14 protein-coding genes are annotated in these 18,855 nt (G+C 72.0%); 5 read left to right on the forward strand and 9 right to left on the reverse strand.

Translation table 11 applies throughout. The features are described from left to right. Positions 1-181: 181 nt before the first annotated feature. The 5 genes from ACIBU0_RS28015 to ACIBU0_RS28035 all read left to right on the forward strand — a co-directional run bounded on the left by ACIBU0_RS28015 (position 182) and on the right by ACIBU0_RS28035 (position 5,123). Positions 182-1,816 (forward strand): (2,3-dihydroxybenzoyl)adenylate synthase, encoded by a 1,635-nt coding sequence (locus ACIBU0_RS28015; protein ID WP_398823643.1) that lies wholly within the window; start codon positions 182-184, stop codon positions 1,814-1,816. 151 nt (positions 1,817-1,967) lie between these two features. Further along, positions 1,968-3,224: a DegT/DnrJ/EryC1/StrS family aminotransferase gene (locus ACIBU0_RS28020; RefSeq protein ID WP_398823646.1), complete on the forward strand. Its 1,257-nt coding sequence runs from the start codon at positions 1,968-1,970 to the stop codon at positions 3,222-3,224. A gap of 14 nt (positions 3,225-3,238) precedes the next feature. Beyond that, positions 3,239-3,457, forward strand: a complete 219-nt coding sequence (locus tag ACIBU0_RS28025; RefSeq protein ID WP_398823649.1) for a 4-oxalocrotonate tautomerase family protein — start codon at positions 3,239-3,241, stop codon at positions 3,455-3,457. Beyond that, complete coding sequence (locus tag ACIBU0_RS28030; RefSeq protein WP_398823652.1) at positions 3,454-4,131, forward strand: DUF5819 family protein; 678 nt, start codon at positions 3,454-3,456, stop codon at positions 4,129-4,131. The genes ACIBU0_RS28025 and ACIBU0_RS28030 overlap by 4 nt, the downstream gene beginning before the upstream one ends. Further along, positions 4,119-5,123 (forward strand): hypothetical protein, encoded by a 1,005-nt coding sequence (locus ACIBU0_RS28035; RefSeq protein WP_398823655.1) that lies wholly within the window; start codon positions 4,119-4,121, stop codon positions 5,121-5,123. The genes ACIBU0_RS28030 and ACIBU0_RS28035 overlap by 13 nt, the downstream gene beginning before the upstream one ends. 74 nt (positions 5,124-5,197) lie before the next feature. Here the strand turns inward: ACIBU0_RS28035 and ACIBU0_RS28040 are convergent, their stop codons facing one another. The 9 genes from ACIBU0_RS28040 to nadA form a co-directional block, all read right to left on the reverse strand. Then, positions 5,198-5,941, reverse strand: coding sequence for an SDR family oxidoreductase (locus ACIBU0_RS28040; protein ID WP_398823658.1), 744 nt, complete (start codon positions 5,939-5,941; stop codon positions 5,198-5,200). Positions 5,942-6,011: 70 nt separating this feature from the next. After that, complete coding sequence (locus ACIBU0_RS28045; RefSeq protein WP_398823661.1) at positions 6,012-7,049, reverse strand: HAD-IIIC family phosphatase; 1,038 nt, start codon at positions 7,047-7,049, stop codon at positions 6,012-6,014. Beyond that, on the reverse strand, positions 7,046-8,182 hold the full coding sequence (locus ACIBU0_RS28050) for an acyl-CoA dehydrogenase family protein (RefSeq protein ID WP_398823664.1): 1,137 nt from the start codon (positions 8,180-8,182) through the stop codon (positions 7,046-7,048). Before ACIBU0_RS28050 ends, ACIBU0_RS28045 begins: the two co-directional genes overlap by 4 nt. A 19-nt stretch (positions 8,183-8,201) precedes the next feature. Continuing rightward, positions 8,202-8,456, reverse strand: a complete 255-nt coding sequence (locus ACIBU0_RS28055; protein WP_398823667.1) for a phosphopantetheine-binding protein — start codon at positions 8,454-8,456, stop codon at positions 8,202-8,204. Between the two features lie 66 nt (positions 8,457-8,522). Next, complete coding sequence (locus ACIBU0_RS28060; protein WP_398823670.1) at positions 8,523-9,461, reverse strand: 3-hydroxyacyl-CoA dehydrogenase family protein; 939 nt, start codon at positions 9,459-9,461, stop codon at positions 8,523-8,525. Next, on the reverse strand, positions 9,458-15,046 hold the full coding sequence (locus ACIBU0_RS28065; RefSeq protein WP_398823673.1) for an SDR family oxidoreductase: 5,589 nt from the start codon (positions 15,044-15,046) through the stop codon (positions 9,458-9,460). The genes ACIBU0_RS28060 and ACIBU0_RS28065 overlap by 4 nt, the downstream gene beginning before the upstream one ends. Then, the gene (gene nadC / locus ACIBU0_RS28070; protein ID WP_398823677.1) at positions 15,043-15,969 is read right to left on the reverse strand and encodes a carboxylating nicotinate-nucleotide diphosphorylase; all 927 of its coding nucleotides are present in this window, start codon (positions 15,967-15,969) and stop codon (positions 15,043-15,045) included. Before nadC ends, ACIBU0_RS28065 begins: the two co-directional genes overlap by 4 nt. Next, positions 15,966-17,591, reverse strand: coding sequence for an L-aspartate oxidase (locus ACIBU0_RS28075; RefSeq protein ID WP_398823680.1), 1,626 nt, complete (start codon positions 17,589-17,591; stop codon positions 15,966-15,968). Before ACIBU0_RS28075 ends, nadC begins: the two co-directional genes overlap by 4 nt. After that, on the reverse strand, positions 17,588-18,634 hold the full coding sequence (nadA, locus tag ACIBU0_RS28080; RefSeq protein WP_398823683.1) for a quinolinate synthase NadA: 1,047 nt from the start codon (positions 18,632-18,634) through the stop codon (positions 17,588-17,590). Before nadA ends, ACIBU0_RS28075 begins: the two co-directional genes overlap by 4 nt. Between the last annotated feature and the right edge of the window lie 221 nt (positions 18,635-18,855).

Raw genomic sequence — 18,855 nt, forward strand, 5'->3', positions numbered from 1 at the left:
CAACTGGAATCAACCCTAGCCGCCACCGCTAAAAGGCCCCTTAAAAGGGGCTATTGACGTGTTGTACCGCACCCTAAAGCGTCGGATATTGATGGTTTCCGAACACTGACGGCTCAGTTAGCATCACCAAAATATCAGCCCGAAAACCATCGATTGCGATGGCTGGAGAAAAGGACTGAAAATGCTGGACGGATGCGTTCCCTGGCCGGAGGCCACCGCGGCGGCATACCGGGAGGCCGGATACTGGCGGGGGGAGACGCTGGGACAGCTGCTGCGCGGCTGGGCCGCCGCGTACGGCGACCGGACCGCCCTCGTCGGTGGTGACCGGCGCGTGACGTACACCGAACTCGACGCCTGGGCGGACCGGCTGGCGGCGGGCTTCGCCTCGCGCGGCGTTCAGCCGGGCGACCGGGTCGTGGTCCAGCTGCCCAACACCCCTGAGTTCGTCGCCGTCTGCTTCGGTCTGTTCCGGCTCGGCGCACTGCCCGTCTTCGCGCTCCCGGCGCACCGGCACCACGAGATCAGCCACCTCTGCTCCCACTCCGGAGCCGTCGCCTACGTGGTGCCCGACGTCCACCAGGGCTTCGACCACCGCGAACTGGCCACGGCGGTCCGCGCCTCGGTCCCCTCGCTGCGCGAGGTCTTCGTCCTCGGCGACCCCGGCCCGCACAGCTCGCTGGCGGAGCTCTCGGCCACCGAGGTCCCGGTCCCGGGCCAGGACGCGCCGGCCGGCGCGGATCCGGCGGACGCCGCGTTCTTCCTTCTGTCCGGCGGCACGACGGCGCTGCCCAAGCTCATCCCGCGGACCCACGAGGACTACGCCTACCAGATCCGCGCCGCCTCGGAGGTCTGCGAACTCGACGGCGACACCGTCTACCTCGCCGTCCTGCCCATCGAGTTCAACTTCACCTGGGGCTGCCCGGGCGTGCTCGGCACCCTGAGCAGGGGCGGCACGGTCGTGCTGGCCAGGACGCCGAACCCCGACGAGTGCTTCGCGCTCATCGAGCGGGAGCGAGTCACCATGACCTCCTGCGTGCCGACCATCGCCCACATGTGGCTGGACGCCGCCGAGTGGAGCGAGCGGGATCTGAGCAGCCTCTCGGTCCTCCAGATCGGCAGCGCGAAACTCCACCCGGAGGTGGCCGCCCGGATCACCCCGGCCCTCGGCTGCCGGCTGCAGCAGGTGTTCGGCATGGCCGAGGGCCTGCTCACCTTCACCCGCTACACCGACCCCCTCGACCGGGTGCTCACCACCCAGGGCCGGCCCATCTCCCCGGCCGACGAGATCCGCGTGGTGGACTCCGCGGACCGGCCCGTGGCCCCGGGAGAGACCGGCGAGTTGCTGACCCGCGGCCCGTACACCCTGCGCGGCTACTACCGCGCCGAGGAGCACAACGCTCGCGCGTTCACCGAGGACGGCTTCTACCGCAGCGGTGACCTCGTGCGCTTCACCGAGGACGGGGACATGGTCGTCCAGGGCCGGGTCAAGGACGTCGTCATCCGCGGCGGTGACAAGGTCTCGGCCACCGAGGTGGAGCGGCACGTCACCGCCGCGCACGACGGGATCCAGCAGGCCGCCGTGGTGGCGATGCCCGACGAGCTGATGGGCGAACGGGTCTGCGCCTTCGTCGTACCGGCCGGCGAACCACCCCGCCTCCCCGAGCTCAAGCGGCTGCTGCGCGCCCGGGGGCTGGCGGAGTACAAGCTGCCGGACCGCCTCGAAGTGATCGACGCCTTCCCTCTGACCGGCCTCGGCAAGGTCGACAAGAAGGCACTCACCGTGGAGCTCGCGCAGCGCCTGGCCGCCGCCGACTGACCGCGTACGCCCCTGCGGGAGGGCCCGCCGCACGGGCGACGAACCCTCTCGCGGGGGCGCGCCCGCGTGCCCCCGCGCCGCCGCGCGGGCACCCAACAGCCCACGTCCCGCACGGCGCGGGACGCCTTCGAGTCATGGGGGTACCTCCCGTATGCAGCAACGCTACGTCGTGCCGGGCGGCCGTCGAGGCAGCGTCATCGGCGATCGCGAACTGAACGTTCTGGCACAACTCGTCTCCTCGGACGCCCCGCTCTCCGCCGGGGGGTGGCGGGAGGCGTTCGAGCAGGCCTTCGCCCGTCATGTCGGCGCCCGGCACGCCCTGTCGGTGACGAGCGGGACCGTGGCCCTGGAGATCGCCATCCAACTGCTCGACCTGGCCCCGGGCGACGAGGTCGTGGTGACGCCGCAGACCTTCCAGGCCAGCATCCAGCCGCTGCTCGACCTCGACGTCAAGGTCCGGTTCTGCGACATCGACCCGCTCACCCTGAACATGGACCCGGCCGCGCTGGAGCCGCTGATCACCGACCGGACCCGGGCCGTGATCCTGGTCCACTACGGCGGCTGCCCGGCGGACATGGACGCCATCATGAGCCTCACCCGGCCCCGCGGCATCACGGTGATCGAGGACAGCGCGCACGCGCTCGGCGCCACGTACCGCGACCGTCGGCCCGGTGCTCTGGCCGACATCGCGACCTTCAGCTTCCACTCCACCAAGAACATCACCAGTCTCGGCGAGGGCGGCATGATCACCCTGGACCGCGACGACTGGGCGCAACGGGTGAGCCGCTACCGGAACAACGAGGTGGACGGCGTCTACGCGCACGGCGGGACGGATGCGGCAAAGGCGCCCGCCGCGCTGCCCTGGATGATGTTCTCCGACGAGATCTACGACCGCGTCTGCGCCGGCATCCGCAACGCCGGCACGAACGCCACCATGTCCGAGGCGGCGGCCGCGGTGGGCCTGGCCCAACTGGACCGGCTGGACGAGCTGGTGGAGCGCCGCCGACTGATCGCCCGCAGGCTGGACGAGGTCATCGCGGCGTTCCCCGGCGCCCGGCCGCTCTGCGCGCCGGAGGGCGTCGAACACGCCTACCACCTCTACACCTTCCTGGTGCGCGACCGGGACATGCGCGACGCCCTGCTGCGCGAACTCGACCAGCGGGGCGTGGAGGTGCAGTTGCGCTACTTCCCCCTGCACCTGACGCCGGAGTGGCGCTTCCGCGGCCACGGCCCCGGCGAATGCCCGGTCGCGGAACGGCTCTGGTTCGAGCAGCACATGAACCTGCCCTGCCACCCGGGGCTGCTCGACTCCCAGGTCGACCATCTCGTCGACGCCCTGACCGCCGGACTCGGCGCCGTCACGGGCGCGGCCGCGAATATCCGCGGCGGCACGGCCGCCACCGTCTGACAGGAGGACCACCCATGCCTTTCATCGAGGTCAAGATCTTCGAACAGCGCCTGACCGAGCAGACCGAGCGGGAACTGGTCGAACAGCTCACCCGGGCGACGGTGAACGTGTTCGGCGAGGACATCCGGGACCAGACCTGGGTGGTCCTCACCCCGGTTCCCGCCCACCGCTGGGGCATCGCCGGCAGCACCGGTCCCCGGCCCGAGGCGCAGGAACAGGAGCCCCGGGCATGACGGCACCACGAGCCGGGACCAGCCGGTGGCGGCTGCTGAGCATGGCGCTGCCGCCGCTGCTCGGGCTGGCCTTCGTCGCCATGACGCTCATCGTCAACGCGCCGGTCTCACCCGCGCGGACCCAGGCGTACAAGGCGGTCGCTCCCGTCGCCGACACCTACTTCCGGCAGAGCTGGATGCTCCTCGCACCGTACTCGGTGGACTACAACGGCGAGGTCTTCTACCAGGTCGAGTACGAGAACGCGACCGGCAGGCACACCACCGAGCCGGTGTCGCTGTCCCGCAAGATGGCCGACACCGCCCGTGAGATCCGCCTCGCCCCGAACCGCATGGGCGCGGTCGGCCTGTACCTCGGCGTCGAGCTCGGCAGCCTGCACGACAAGCAGGTGTCCGTCGACGAGGCGCGCAAGAAGGCCCTCTCCGACTTCTCCGGCCGGCAAAGCGAACTGAAGGCCCTGCGGGAGGCGGCGAAGACGGACACCGCCACCGTGCTGTCGCCGCTGGTGGACGACCTCCACCTGGACGGCGAGGTCACCCGGCTGCGCGCCTACTACACCTACACACCCGTCAAGCGCTTCGACGTGCGCCACTCGCCCGAAGACCCGCGCTCCGAGGTGTTCACCGACCTCGGTTGGTTCGACTACCGGCCTGGAGCCCAGCCATGGACAAACTGAAGAAATCCGCCGCGAGGGCGCTGCGCAGCGTGTCCAGCCGGCCGAAGTACCTCGTAGGCCTCTCCCTCTGCCGCATCCTGCTGGGCCTGAGCACCACGCTGTACTACGTCTCCAACATCCCCTACCGCGAGTTCCTCTGGGGGCCGGACAGTTACTCCGGCTTCGCGGCCTTCCAGGCCCTGACCGAGGACAAGAACATCTTCTCGCTGTACGCGCTCAGCGAGAGCAGCACCTGGTTCAACCTCGTGTACTTCGCCGGCCTGGCGGTGTCCGTCGCCTGGACGGTGCTCGGCTCCCGCAGCCTGACGGTGCTGCACGCCGTGTTCATGACCTCCATCTACCACCGCAACTACACGATGTGGGAGGGCGGCGACGCGCTGACCGGCATCGTGCTGATCCTGTTGCTGGGCACCACGGTCAACGCCCACTTCAGCCCCCTGGCCAAGCGCGTCCGGGCGCGGCTGGAGCGGCGCGCCGGTGAACCGCGGCTGCGGACCTCACTGCACAACACCGCGGCCGTGCTGATCGTCTTCCAGGCGTGCGTGGTGTACGTGGTCTCCGCCCTGTGGAAGGTGGCCGCACCGCAGTGGCAGGAGGGCACCGCCCTGTACTACATCAGCCACGTCTGGCAGTACACCTACAGTTCCGCCTTCCCCCAGCTGATGGACAGCCTGGTCCTGACGACGCTGGTCGGCTACTTCGCCATCACCGTGCAGCTGCTCGTCGTCCCGGCGGCGCTCACTTCGCGACGGTGGCTGCGCGAGGCGGTCGTCCTGGCCGTCGCCGGGATGCACCTCGGCATCATGGCCGGCATGGGCCTGATGACGTTCGGCTTCGCCATGATGGCCATCGACGCCGTGATCGTCCGCGACGCCGACTACGAGGCGGTCTTCCGACGTGTGCGGCTGCTGCGGGAACGCCTGGCGGCCCGTCGGGGCGACCGGACGCCGACCGCCGTGGAACCCGCGGCGGAGGAGCTGAGAGCGGCCTGAAGGACGCGCCCCGGAACGAAGGGAGCCCGGCCGGTCTGCCGACCGGCCGGGCTCCCTTCGTATGGTGCGGTGGGTCAGACCATGCCACCGGTCACGCGCAGGTTCTGGCCACTGACGAAGCCGCCGTCCGGGCCGCAGAGGAAGGCCACCACGCCGGCGATGTCCGCGGGCTCACCGATCCGGCCCAGCGGCGTCATCCTGACGGCCAGCTCCAGGCCCTCCTGGGTGATGTTGGCCCGCAGCAGCTCGGTGTCGGTGGCACCCGGCGAGATCACGTTGACGGTGATGCCGCGCGCGCCGAGCTCCTGGGCCGCCACGCGGGTGTACTGCTCGACGGCCGCCTTGCTGCCGGCGTGCAGCGACACGCCCGGCACCGGCAGTGCGGTGTTGGCGGTCGAGAGGTTGATGATGCGGCCACCGTCATTCATCAGCCGGGAGGCCTCCTGGAGGGAAAAGAAGACGGCCCGGGCGTTGACCGCCATCGCCCTGTCGAACTCCTCCTCCGTCACGGACTCGATGCGGGTGGCGGTGGCCGCCGCGGCGGCGTTGTTCACCAGGATGTCCAGTCCGCCCAGCAGGCGGTGCGCCTCCAGCATGGTGCGGCGCACCTCGGCGACCTCGGTGAGGTCCACGCGGATGGCGTGCGCGGCGCGCCCCGCGGCCTCGACCGCCGCCACGACCTCCTTGGCCTCCGCCTCACGCTCGCGGTAGGTGAAGGCCACGTCGGCGCCCTCGGCGGCGAGCCGCTCGACGACCCCGCGGCCGATGCCGCGCGAGCCCCCGGTGACCAGCGCCTTCTTCTGGGAAAGAGTCATCATGTGTCCTCGGTGTGCGGAGCGAGTGTGACGAAGCGGGGGCCGGCCCGGTGGCCGGCCCCCTGTCAGCCGGTCAGCCGGCTGCGCGAACGTCGAGGTAGGCCGGGTCCGGCGGGATGGACGACAGGTCGGCGGCGAACCGCACCAGACCGTCCTGGCGGGAGATCTCCTCGAAACCGTTGAACTTGAAGGAGACGTACATCATCCGGTTGCGATCGGTCGGCACGAAGTCCGCGATCAGCCGGGTGTCCGCGTCCCGGGCCCGCCGCTTGACGTGGTTGATCAGAACGGTGCCCACGCCGCGCGACATCACCCGGCAGGACATCAGCAGCAACCGGAGGTGCCAGTCCTCCTCCCCCGTCTCCACCAGGGCCAGCCCGATGGTGCCGTACGGGCCGTACCGGTCGGTCAGGGAGGCGGTCAGCAGCAGGTGGCGGTCCGACGTGCGGAAGGCGTCGAGCTCCTCGTAGGAGTAGGTGACGCCGGTCGTGTTCAGCTGGTTGGTGCGGACGGTCAGTTCCTCGGCGCGCTGGAGGTCCGACTCGCCCGCGGGGGCGATCTCGAACCGCATGCCGAGGCGGGCGAGGAACTCGTCCTGGGCGCCGTCGAACTTCTCCTCGGCGTCCTTGCGGACCTGGTCCGCCCGGTACATCTCGCGGCGGCGCCGGGAGTCTTGCGTGGCGAAGCGCGGCATCAGCTCGGGCATACGCGTCAGTTCGGGGAGTACGGCCGCGTCCAGGCAGCGCACCTGCGGGAGTTCGAAGGAGACCTCGTCCCGCTCGAAGGGCTGGTCGTCGATGAACGCGATCGCGTCCAGGCCGATGTTCAGCGCCTCGGCCACGGACCGCACGGACGCGGACTTGGCACCCCAGTTGATCTGCGGGTGCAGGAAGTACTCGGCCAGGCCGAGTTCTTCGAGCCGGGCCATGGCGGCCGCGTGGTCGTTGCGGCTGGCGATCGAGTGGAGGATGCCGCGCTCGTCGAGGGTGCGGATGGCGTCGGCGACGCCGGGTCGCAGCGTGACCCGCCCGTCCTCCAGCAGGACACCGTCCCAGACGGTGTGGTCCAGGTCCCACACCACGCACTTCACGGTCTTGCCGGTCTCGCTCATACGGCACGCTCCCGCAGGGCGGCCTGCGCCAGGTAGTCCTGCTGCACTTGGGTGCTTCCCTCGATGATTTCCATGATCTTCGCGTCCCGGAGCATGCGCTGGGCCGGGTGGCCCTCGGCGCAGCCCGCGGCCCCGAAGATCTGTACGGTGTCCGCCGCCGCGCGGAACGCCTTGACGGAGGCGAAGTACTTGGCCATCCAGGTCGCGTTCACGGTCGCCGGGTCGCCCACCTCCTTCAGCTGCCCCGCCCGCAGGCACAGCAGCCGGGCCGCGGTCGTGTCGGTGACCATGTCGGCGATCATGCGGCGTACCAGCTGGTGCTCGCCCAGCGGCTTGCCGAACTGGACGCGCTCGTCGGCGTGCGCCATGGCGGCTTCGGCACACGCGGCGAGCAGGCCGACGCACCCCCACGCCACGCTGTAACGGCCGATGTCCAGCGCGCTGGTGGCCACCGCCGACAGGCCGAAGCCGGGCCGTCCCACGAGGGCGTCGGCCGGCACCCGGCAGTCGTCCAGCCGCAGTTCGGCCAAGAGGGAGGCGCGGGTGCCGAGCATGCCGGTGACGGGTACGACCTCCAGCCCGGGTGCGTCGCGTCCGACGAGGAACGCGGTGATCCGGCCGTCCAGCCGGGCGAACACCAGGTAGACGTCCGCCCGTTGCCCGAAGGTGGTCCACATCTTGCCGCCGGTGAGGGTGTAGCCGCCCGTCGGCAGGTGTTGCGCCGTGGTGCGCAGCCGTCCGGCGTCGCTGCCGGCCTCGGACTCGGAGAGACCGAAGGCCCCGACGCTCTCGCCGCCGGCGAGGCGGGGCAGCCAGTGGGCGCGCTGCCGCTCGCTGCCCCAGCGGGTCACCGCGTGCACCACCATGCTGTGCACGGTCAGCAGACTGCGCATCGACGAACAGCCGTAGCCGACCGCCTCGTTCAGCAGCCCGTAGGAGACCGCGTCGAGCCCGGCGCCGCCGTACTCCCGGGGCACCAGTGCGCCGAGGTGGCCGCGCTCGGCGAAGCCGGCGACGGCCGATTCGGGCACGGCCTGGTTCTCGTCCCATGTGCCGGCGTACGGGGCGATCTCCTGTGCCACGTAGGACCGTGCTTCCGCGAACAGGTTCTCCTGCCGCGCCGTCAACTGCATCGTGCGTCCCCTGTGGTCGTCAGGCGGCCGGCGTGGCCGCGGCCTTGCGCGCCACGAAGGCGGCCACGGCGTCCACGCTGCGGAAGTTGTCCATCTGAAGGTCCTCGTCGGCGACCGGGGTCGACAGCTCGCTCTCGACGAACATCACCAGCTGCATGACGAAGAGCGAGTTCACGAAGCCGGAGGCGAACAGGTCATCGCTGTCGGCGAGTTCGCGGTTACGTACGTACTTGCCGACGAATTCCCTGGTGGCGGACTTGATGGCGTCGTCCATCGGGACCTCTCTGTGATGGTGTGCGGGATGAGGGGGAGGGGGGCGGAGCGGGGAGGGCGTGCCGTGTCAGGCGGCGGCCTGCCCGCCGTAGTCGTAGAAGCCGCGGCCGCTCTTGCGGCCGTGCAGACCGGCGTGGACCATCCGCTGGAGCAGCGGGCAGGGCCGGTACTTGCTGTCGGCGAAGCTCTCGTACAGGCCCTGGATCGAGAGCAGGATCGTGTCCAGTCCGATGAGGTCGGCCGTCTCCAGCGGTCCCATCGTGTGGCCGAAGCAGGTCTTGAAGATCTGGTCGACGTCCTCGACGGTGCTGACCCCGTCCTGGAGGAGGAATACCGCCTCGTTGATGGTCAGCATGAGAACGCGGTTGGACACGAAGCCGGGCGCGTCGTTGACGACGATGCCCTCCTTGCCCATCGCCGCGAGCAGCCGCCGCGTGATGGCGATGGTCGCCTCGGAGGTGTGGTGCCCCCGGATGACCTCGACGACCGGCTTCTGCGTGACCGGGTTCATGAAGTGGGTGCCGATGACCCGGTCCGGGCGCGACACCGAGCCGCCGACCTTGGTGATCGGGATGCAGGAGGTGTTCACCGCGAAGACCGCGTGCTCAGGGCAGAGCCGGTCGATCTCCGCGTACACCCGGCGCTTGGTCTCCCAGTCCTCCGTGACGTTCTCGACGACGAAGTCCACCTCGGTGAACCCGCTGTAGTCGGTGGCGAAGGTGATGCGCTCCAGCACCTCGGCCACGGGGACCTCCGGTCCGCCGGCGCCCAGCAGCCGCTGGAAGCGGACCTTCTGCTCGATGGCCTTGAGCGCCCCTTCCAGCGCCTCCTCGGAGACGTCGACGAGGACGACCCGCATTCCGTGCTGGGACAGCACCTGGGCCACCTCGCGGCCCATCACTCCGGCGCCCGCCACACCCACCGCACGCAGCGCTTCCATGTTCTCCTCCATGCCGTTGCCGTTCCGTTCGCTCTCCGGGCGGGCCGCCCGCTGGGCGGCGGTCACCGGGCCTCCTCTTTGAGCCGGTCCACGACCGTGGCCAACTCGGCGACCGTGAGCGCGTTGAAGATGGAGCCGACGGCCACGTCGACGCCCAGGTCCGCGCGCAGCCGCGCCGCGAGCTGGATGCCCAGCAGGGAGTGCCCGCCGAGCTCGAAGAAGTCGTCGTGCGCGCCGACCCGGTCCAGGCCCAGCAGGTCCTGCCAGAGCGCGGCCAGCGCGCTCTCGGTGTCCCCGCGCGGGGCGGTGTACGGGGTCATCAGGTGCGGCCGGGGGTGCGCGGGGCCGGCCGGGGCACCGTCGGCGGCGGCCTCCTGCGGCTGCGCGCCCTCGGCGATCACCTGGGCCACGACCGCGTCCAGGTCCTGGGTGCACACGGCGATCTGGGGGCCGGGGTCCGCCGCCACGATCCGGTCGAAGACCGCCACGCCCTCATCCGGCAGGATGCCCTGCTCCAGTTGCTGCCGCAGGAAGGCCACGCCCGGCGCCTCTCGCTCCTGCTCCGCCTCAGCGAAGCGGTAGCCGACGATCTCCTCGGACGTGCCGTTGCGCAGGCCCGCCAGCCGCTCGGTGAGGTCGCCGGTCCGCTTCAGGACGAATCCCTCGACGACGACCAGCACACGGCCGTCCTCGTCGGTGATCGTCACATCGGCGGAGAGGGTCTCCAGTGCCGCGTCGTCGGCCACGGCATAGCGGTGGTGGCTGTAGACGCGCGCGGTGAGCGGGGCGTACTGGGTGATACGGCCGTAGGAGATGGGGATGCGGAACTCCTGCGCGGCGTGCACGCCGACGAAGGCGGTGGCGAGGTCCATGAGGGACGGGTGGAGGGCCAGGTCCGGGACCTCGTGGGCGTACCGCTCCGGCAGGGCCAGCAGGGCCAGGTACTCCCGGTCACCGGCGTACATCCGCTCCAGGCACAACGAGCGGCCCGCGAAGCCCATCGGGCCCTCGTGTACGGGGCGTTCCACCGGACGCAGGCCGTCGGGACCGGTCAGGGCCGCGACCTCCAGGCGCTCGCCGTCCGGCCGGGTCCCCCGGTCGCCCGCGGTCGCCTTGCCGGTGGAGTTGAGCTGCCAGGCGGCCTTGCCGTCGTACCGGCTGACCACCGAGAACGTGTAGTGGTCAGCGGTGCGGTCGAGCACCACCCTGACCTCCCGGGGCCGGTTCTCGTCCACCACGATCGGGGAGAGGAAGGTGACGTCGGACAGCTCCCGCAGCTCCTTGCCGGAGTGCTCGGCCACCGCCGCCCGGACCAGTTCCAGGTGGCCGGTTCCGGGGACGACCGGGTGGCCGAGCATCCGGTGCTCGTCGACGAGCCAGCTGCGATCGGCACTGAAGTCGGTCGCGTAGACCGCGTGCCGCTCGGTGGCGGTCAGGCACCGCTGGAGCAGCGGGTGGCCGGTCTCGATGGCTGCGTTCTGGGCGTTCGCCGCAGCGGGCCCGCCGACAGTGCGCTCGGCCATGCCGACCTCGCGCCAGGCGTCCCAGTTGACCGCCGTGACCGGCAGGTCGCCGAGGGCGTCGTGGTGGTGGGCCACGGCGTCCAGGAAGGCGTTGGCCGCGCAGTAGTCCACCTGTCCGAGCCCGCCGGTGACGGACAGCAGGGAGGAGCACAGGACGACGAAGTCCAGGTCCGCCGCGACCTCGCGGCAGGCCTCCAGCAGCGCGAGTGTGCCGTCCACCTTCGGCGCCAGCACCCCGGCGGCCGCCTCCGGGTCCTTGAGTTGCATCAGGCCGCCGCCGGGCACGCCCGCGGTGTGCACGACGCCGTGCACGGCCCCGAAGCGCTCCACAGCCCGCCGCATCGCCGCGGCCACGGCCGGGCCGTCGGTGATGTCGGCGCGGACGACCTCGACGCTGCTGCCGAGCTCCTCCAGCCGCCGCACCCGCTCGATCCGCCGGACGAGCGCGGGGTCCGCCCCCGTCCCGGCGGCCAGGGCATCCCACTCCTCCCGGGGCGGCAGCCCCTGACGGCCGATCAGCACGAGGTTGGCACCGGCCGTCCGGGCCAGGTGACCGGCCAGCTCCAGGGCCATGCCGCCCAGACCACCGGTGATCAGGTAGGTGCCGCCCCGGCGCAGCCGGGGATTGTCCTGCTCCGTGGTGCCGACCGGGGTGGGCAGGAACACCCGTCGCCAGCGGCCGGAACCACGCAGCGCGATCTGGGTGTCGGTGACCGGCTGGTGCAGTTGCGCCACGAGAGCGTCCAGGGCCCGGGTCGTGTCACGGCGGCTCGCGGGGGCGGTGAGGCTGATGTCCACGCTGCGGCAGGCGACGCCCGCCGACTCGCGCGGCCAGACCTGGGTGGGGCCCAGCAGCAGGGCCTTGAGCGGCTGCGAGCCGCTGCCGTGCAGCGGGTGCAGGTCACTGGAGACAACAGTGACGGCCACCTCCTCGACGGCGCCCGTCCCGCCGAGCGCCTGTGCCAGGAACAGCAGGCTGTCGAAGGCCCGCCACCGGAGCTCGGCGGTGTCCGGGCGGTCGTCCGGACCGGTCACGGTCCAGCAGTGGACGATGTGCCGTGGCAGTGCGGCTGCGCGGTCGAGCCCGCGCAGCAGCGCGGCGTAGTCCTCGGCCCGGTCGGGCCGTACGGTGTAGCGTCCGTCACCCAGTTCCTGCCACGCGTCGCCGGGCCGGACCGTCACCACACGGTGTCCGCGCTCGGTCAGCCGGGCGACGACGTGGTCGCCAACCGCCCGGTCGTCGAGGAACACCAGCCAGGTGGCGGGCTCGCCGGCGGCGTCGGCCCCGGTGAGCAGAGGCGGCAGCGGTTCCCAGCCCGGCACCGAGAACCACTCGGCAAGGTCCTCCTTGCGGACGAGCGCGGGGGCCGCTGACGGAGTCTGCTCTGTCTCCCAGCGGGGGGTGACGCGGTGCTCGCGCAGGTCGAAGGGCGTGGTGGGCAGAGCGACCCTGGCCGGGCCGCCGTCGATGGCGGGCCACTGCACCGGTACCCCGGCGAGCCAGAGCTTGCCGAGCGTGCCGCGCAGGATCCCGGCCGCCGGCCGCCGGTCGAAGGACGGGGGCAGCGTGGCGAGCACCAGCTGGGCCGCGGCGTCCTCGGCGGGGCGGTTGCGCAGGGCGATGCCGCCGAGCGTGGAGCCCGGCCCGACTTCGAGGAGTACCCTGTCCGGCTCCGCCCACAGCTTGAGGACGCCGTCGGCGAACCGGACCGGCTCGCGCAGGTGCCGCGCCCAGTAGCCGGGGTCGGTGGCCTCCTCGTCCGTGATCCAGTCACCGGTCACATTGGACAGGTACGGGATGGACGGCGGCTTGAGCGCGAAGCCGGCGACCAGCTTGGTGAACTCCTCGACGACCGGCTCCATCATGACGGAGTGGAAGGCGCGGGAGGCGTTCAGCCGGCGGGCGGCCACGCCCTCGGCCGCCAGGTCGGCCTCGACGGCGGCGATGGCGTCCGGCTCGCCGGACAGGACGCACAGCTCCGGTCCGTTGACCGCGGCCAGGGAGAGCCGGCCACCGAGCAGCGGGCGGACCCGCGACTCGGGCAGCGGCACCGCGAGCATCCCTCCGGGCGCGAGCCCGCTGATCAGTCCGGCCCGCGCGGCCACCAGCGTCAGCGCGTCCTCCAGGGTGAGCACGCCCGACAGACAGGCCGCCACGTACTCGCCCAGGCTGTAGCCGATGAGGGCGTCCGGCCGGACCCCCCAGTGCTCCAGCAGCCTGGCCAGCGCGTACTCCACGACGAACAGGGCCGGCTGGGCCTGCTCGGTCTCGCTCAGCCCCTCGACCGGGGCCGTCCCGCGGCCGAGCAGCCTGCGCAGGTCGGGGCCCTGCTCCGACTCGTCCGCGGGGGCGGGCCCGGGGTAGAGGGCGGCCGGCAGATCGATGCCGGACCGCTCCTTCAGCAGGGCCGCGCAGCGGTCCACCTCGGTGCGGAAGACCGGTTCGGTTTCGTAGAGCTGACGCCCCATCTGGGGGTACTGGTCGCCGAGCCCGGGCAGCAGGAAGGCGACCGGAGGAGCGTCGTGCGACGCCTGGCCGGCGAAGAGGGCGTCGGCGGACGCGCCACGCAGCGCGGCGACGGCCCCGTCCAGGTCGCGGGCGACGGCAATCCGTCGGTGCGGGAAGTGGCTCCGGTCGTTCTGGAGCGTCCGGGCGATGTCGGCGAGCCGCAGTCCGGGGTGGTCCGCGAGGTGGGCGGCCAGCCGCTCGGCGGCCTGCTCGGCGCCCTGGGGGGTGCGGGCGGACACCGGCAGCAGATGCCAGCGGCCCCGGGCCTCGTCCTGCTCGGCGCGGTCCGGCTCCGGCGCCTGTTCCAGGATGACGTGTGCGCCCGTGCCGCCCAGACCGAAGGAGCTCACCCCGGCCCGCAGCGGGCCGGTTCCGGCCGGCCACGCGGTGAGTTCGTCGTTGACCCGGAACGGGGTGCGGGCGAAGCGGATGCGCGGGTTGGGCCGCTCGAAGTGGAGGGTCGGCGGCAGCATCCGGTGCTGGAGGGAGAGGACCGTCTTGATCAGACCGGCGATGCCGGCGGCGGCGTGCGTGTGCCCGATGTTCGTCTTGACGGAACCGAGGGCGCATTCGCCCTCGCGCCACCCGGCGGCGCGGAAGGCGCGGTCGAGTGCGTCGACCTCGATGCGGTCGCCGAGCGGCGTGCCGCTGCCGTGCGTCTCGATGTAGCCGATGGTGTGGGGGTGGACGCCGGCACGTTCCAGGGCGGTCCGTACGACCTCGGACTGACCCTGCACGCCGGGGGCGGTGAAGCCGACCCGGTCGGCGCCGTCGTTGCCGACGGCGGAGCCCAGGATCACGGCCCGGATCGGGTCGCCGTCGGCGATCGCGTCGGCCAGCCGGCGCAGCACGACGACGCCCACGCCGTCGCCGATGACCGTGCCCTCGGCGGCGGCGTCGAAGGCACGGCAGTGCCCGTCGGAGGAGAGGATGCCGCCGCGCTGGAACACGTATCCCCGCTGATGGCCCGAGCGGACGGTGGCCCCACCGGCCAGCGCGGTGTCGGACTCGCCCAGGAGCAGGCTCTGGCAGGCGAGGTGTACCGCGACCAGCGAGGTGGAGCAGGCCGTCTGCACGGTCACCGACGGGCCGGTCAGGTTGAGCTTGTACGAGATGCGGGTGGCCAGGTAGTCGCTGTCGTTGGCGACGTCGCGGGCGAATTCCGCGGCCGCGTCCCCGTCGGTGCGCACGTGCTGGAGGTAGTCGCTGCGGTAGCCGCCGGCGAAGACGCCGACTTTGCCGCCGAGCCGGTCGGGACGGCGTCCGCTGTCCTCGACGGCCTCCCAGGCGCACGCCAGCAACAGCCGGTGCTGCGGATCCATGATGTCCGCCTCACGGGGGTTGATGCCGAAGAAGCCCGCGTCGAAGCCGAATTCGTCATCCAGCACGGCTTGGGCCGGGACGAAGTCGGGGTCGGCGCGCAGCGCCTCCGGTACGCCCGCGGCCGCAAGCTGCCCGTCGTCGAAGAACGTGACGCTTTCGGTGCCGTCCCGCAGGTTGCGCCAGAACGCCCCGGGTCCGTCGGCGCCTGGGAACCGGCAGCCGATGCCGACCACCGCGATGCGGTGGTCGGGGATGCCGGCGGTGCGGTCGGTGGTGGCCGTCTCACGTCGGCTCATCGCTGCCCCTCTCCTCCTTCGGTGTGGGGCGCGAAGTCCAGCCCCAGGTCCAGGGCGGGCGCCGAGTGGGTCAGCGCGCCGACCGCGAGCAGGTCGACTCCGGTGCGGGCGTAGGCGGCGGCGACATCGAGGGTGAGGCCGCCGGAGGCCTCCAGGCGGGTGCGGGTCCCCGCGGTGTCGCGGCGGCGGACCGCCTCGGCACACTGCTCGACGGTGAAGTTGTCCAGCATCACCTCGTCGGCTTCGAGGGCCAGGACCTCGTCAAGCTCCGCGAGGGTGGTCACCTCGACCTCGCAGGGCAGGCCGGCGGCGCGGGCGCGGGCGGCCCGCAGCGCGGCGCCCGCCGATCCGGCGGCGACGATGTGGTTGTCCTTGATGAGGATCGCGTCGCCGAGGCCGAGGCGGTGGTTCTCGCCGCCGCCGCGGCGCACCGCGTACTTCTCCAGCAGGCGCAGGCCCGGCAGGGTCTTGCGGCTGTCGCGAACCTTGCAGCGCGTGCCCGCCACCGCGTCGTTCCACCGGGACGTGAGCGTGGCGATGCCGGAGAGATGGCACAGCAGGTTGAGCATGGTGCGCTCGGCGACGAGCAGTTCGCGGGTGCCGGCCGTCACGCGGAGCGCCACGTCACCGGGGCCGAGCCGGTCGCCGTCCACGCGGCACTCGGCGACCTCGAAGCGTCCCCCGGTGACGAGGTCGAGCACGGCCAACGCCACCGGCACACCGGCCAGTACTCCCGGCCGACGGGAGGCGACGACCGCCTCGGTGACGGCGTCGGCGGGCACGGTGGCGTCGGTGGTGGCGTCGCCGCCGTAGCGGAGGTCCTCCTCAAGCGCGGTGACGACCACGCGGCGGGCGTCCTCGGCGTCGATGCCGGCGGCTCGCAGGCGCTCATCGGTCTCGGGCGACCAGCCCTCGGCGATCATGCTGCTCCTCCCACGGGAACGCGATGGTGGATGGCCGGCTGTCCGGTGGCCGGGTCCAGACGCACCGTCGTCGAGCGGCCCCAGGCGATGTCGTCGGTGCCGCGGAAGTCGGTGCGCACATGGCAGCCGCGTGTCTCGCGGCGCTCGGCCGCGGCTCCGAGGAGGGCCTCGGCCACCAGCGTGAGCGCCGCGTCCTCGACTGCGGGTGCCGAGTCGAGCGGGCGCCGATGGCTGCCGGCGGCGACGGTGCCGGCGGCCTGCGCCAGACCGGCCGCGGTGCGGCCGATGCCCGCGTGACGGCTCATCGCCCGTTGCAGGACGGAGCGGTCCGCCACGGCCGCGGCAGCGGGCCGGTCCGGCCACACCGCCGCCTCGGCAGCCGCCGGTGCGCGCTCACGGAGGTCGGCCGCGACCGCCCGCGCCGCCCGTTCCCCTACCACGAGCCCTTCCAGCAGGCTGTTGGAGGCGAGCCGGTTGGCGCCGTGCAGTCCGGTGCGCGCGACCTCGCCGGCCGCGTACAGTCCGCGCACCTCGGTGCGGCCGTCGACGGTCGCCACGACTCCGCCGCACGAGAAGTGGGCGGCGGGTGCGACCGGTATCGGCTCGCACGCCGGATCGACGCCGACGGCGGCGCACAGGGCGTGGACGGTCGGGAAACGGCGCCGGAAGGCCTCCGGCGCGAGGTGGGTGGCGTCCAGCAGGACGTGGTCGCTTCCCGTCTGTGCCATGCGACGGGTGATGGCGGCGGACACCACGTCGCGCGGGGCGAGGTCGGCGAGCGGGTGCACGCCGGCCATCACCCGCTGCCCACGGGTGTCCACCAGGACGCCGCCCTCGCCTCGCACGGCCTCGGTGACCAGGGGACGGCGGCCGCGTGCGCCCGGGCCGGTGAACAGGACGGTCGGGTGGAACTGGACGAATTCAAGGTCCGCCAGGCTCGCTCCCGCACGCAGCGCCAAGGCGAGTCCGTCGCCGGTGGCGCCCTCCGCGTTGGACGTCGCCTGGTAGAGCTGTCCGAGGCCGCCGGTGGCCAGCAGCACGGCCGGGGCGCCGATCAGGCCCGGCACGGCGGCCGAGTCCAGCACCGTGAGGCCGGCCACCGCGCCACCCGGCGTGCGCAGCACGTCCAGCGCGATGTGTCCGGTCAGCACGGCGACGCGGCGGTCGCGGGCGGCCGCCAGCAGGGCCCGTTCGACCTCGGCGCCGGTGGCGTCGCCTCCGGCACGCAGGATGCGGAAGGCGCTGTGGCCGCCCTCGCGCGTGCGGGCGAGGGCGCCGTCGTCGCCGGTGTCGAACCGGGCGCCGGTCCGGCGCAGCCGCTCGACCGCGTCCGGACCATGCGTGACGATCTGTTCGACCGCGTCCTCTTCGCAGAGTCCGGCTCCGGCCACGTGGGTGTCCCGCGCGTGCCGCCGGACCGTGTCCCCCGGCTCGTGCGCGGCGGGCAGCACGACGGCCACGCCGCCCTGGGCGTGGCGGGTGTTGCCGTCACCCGGAGCACCCTTGGTCACCACCAGGACCCGCAGCCCGAGTTCGACGGCGGTGAGAGCGGCGGTGAGGCCGGCGACGCCGGTCCCCACTACGACGAGGTCCGCGCGAGCCTCCCAGCGCGGATCGGTCATTCGCCACCGCCCGGCCGGCCGATGGCGATCATCCGCTGTACGGATTCCCGGCCACGAGCGGCGACATCGGGGTCCACGTGCACCTCGTCGGCGCCCTCGCGCAGTGCACGAAGCAGCGCGGCCGGCGTGATCATCTTCATGTAGCGGCAGGAGGCGCGCTCGTTGACGGCCCGGAAGTCGATCTCCGGCGCGGCCTTGCGCAGTTGGTGCAGCATCCCGATCTCGGTGGCCACCAGGACGGAGCGCGCCCCGGTCTCGCGTGCCGCGTCGAGCATCCCGCCGGTGGAGAGGATCTTCACCCGTTCCTGGGGCACGATGCCCTCGCCGGCCAGGTACAGCGCGGAGGTGGCGCAGCCGCACTCGGGGTGGACGAAGAGGTCGGCGTCGGGGTTGGCGGCCGCCTGGTCGGCCAGCTCGGGTCCGTTGATACCGGCGTGCACATGGCACTCACCGGCCCAGATGTGCATGTTCTCCCGGCCGGTCTTCCGCTTGACGTGGGCGCCGAGGAACTGATCCGGGCAGAAGAGGACTTCGCGGTCGGCCGGGATCGACTCGACCACCTCGACCGCGTTGGAGGACGTGCAGCAGATATCGGTTTCCGCTTTCACGTCGGCGGTCGTGTTCACGTACGAGACCACCACGGCACCCGGGTGCTCGGCTTTCCACGCACGCAACTCTTCGGCAGTGATGGAGTCGGCCAGCGAGCAGCCGGCCCGGGCGTCCGGAATGATGACCCGTTTCTCAGGGGCCAGTATCTTGGCCGTTTCCGCCATGAAGTGAACGCCGCAGAAGACGATGGTGTCGGCGTCGTGCTCGGCGGCGATCCGGCTCAACCCGAGGGAGTCACCCACGTGGTGCGCGATTTCCTGGATCTCCGGGAGCTGGTAGTTGTGCGCAAGAATCACCGCGTTGTGCTGCTCGGCGAGCCGCAGCACCTCGTCGCGCCAGGCCGCATCGGCCGCCACCCCTCCGTACGGGGTCAGGTCACCCTCCGCGCGCTCCGCTCCGGACGAGGCCACCACGGGAATTGCTTCCGCCGTCATCTGTTCAAGCCCTTCCAACCGAAAGCCTGGCGAACCAAATTGTCTGACGGAAACAACGTAATCGAGCGCCCTAAAACTGGCCTTAAAGTTCGCCAGTCGAGCGGATACCCGACGCTAAAGACATACGGAACTCCCGCATACCCGAGGAATATTGCAACAGGCGGGCCGCTAGCATGACGGCGTATCACGTGACTTATGGCCGCCCGGCATCCGGTTTACCG

It is taken from the genome of Streptomyces sp. NPDC049627, from assembly GCF_044465645.1.
GTDB lineage: Bacteria > Actinomycetota > Actinomycetes > Streptomycetales > Streptomycetaceae > Streptomyces.

What these genes read in the sequence shown, in the direction of transcription:
- ACIBU0_RS28045 (WP_398823661.1), bottom strand. Translation starts at nt 7,049, where the DNA reads ATGAGCGAGACCGGCAAGACCGTGAAGTGCGTGGTGTGGGACCTGGAC.
- ACIBU0_RS28075 (WP_398823680.1), bottom strand. Translation starts at nt 17,591, where the DNA reads ATGACCGATCCGCGCTGGGAGGCTCGCGCGGACCTCGTCGTAGTGGGG.
- ACIBU0_RS28020 (WP_398823646.1), top strand. Translation starts at nt 1,968, where the DNA reads ATGCAGCAACGCTACGTCGTGCCGGGCGGCCGTCGAGGCAGCGTCATC.
- ACIBU0_RS28040 (WP_398823658.1), bottom strand. Translation starts at nt 5,941, where the DNA reads ATGATGACTCTTTCCCAGAAGAAGGCGCTGGTCACCGGGGGCTCGCGC.
- ACIBU0_RS28025 (WP_398823649.1), top strand. Translation starts at nt 3,239, where the DNA reads ATGCCTTTCATCGAGGTCAAGATCTTCGAACAGCGCCTGACCGAGCAG.
- ACIBU0_RS28055 (WP_398823667.1), bottom strand. Translation starts at nt 8,456, where the DNA reads ATGGACGACGCCATCAAGTCCGCCACCAGGGAATTCGTCGGCAAGTAC.
- nadC (WP_398823677.1), bottom strand. Translation starts at nt 15,969, where the DNA reads ATGATCGCCGAGGGCTGGTCGCCCGAGACCGATGAGCGCCTGCGAGCC.
- ACIBU0_RS28050 (WP_398823664.1), bottom strand. Translation starts at nt 8,182, where the DNA reads ATGCAGTTGACGGCGCGGCAGGAGAACCTGTTCGCGGAAGCACGGTCC.
- nadA (WP_398823683.1), bottom strand. Translation starts at nt 18,634, where the DNA reads ATGACGGCGGAAGCAATTCCCGTGGTGGCCTCGTCCGGAGCGGAGCGC.
- ACIBU0_RS28065 (WP_398823673.1), bottom strand. Translation starts at nt 15,046, where the DNA reads ATGAGCCGACGTGAGACGGCCACCACCGACCGCACCGCCGGCATCCCC.
- ACIBU0_RS28035 (WP_398823655.1), top strand. Translation starts at nt 4,119, where the DNA reads ATGGACAAACTGAAGAAATCCGCCGCGAGGGCGCTGCGCAGCGTGTCC.
- ACIBU0_RS28030 (WP_398823652.1), top strand. Translation starts at nt 3,454, where the DNA reads ATGACGGCACCACGAGCCGGGACCAGCCGGTGGCGGCTGCTGAGCATG.
- ACIBU0_RS28015 (WP_398823643.1), top strand. Translation starts at nt 182, where the DNA reads ATGCTGGACGGATGCGTTCCCTGGCCGGAGGCCACCGCGGCGGCATAC.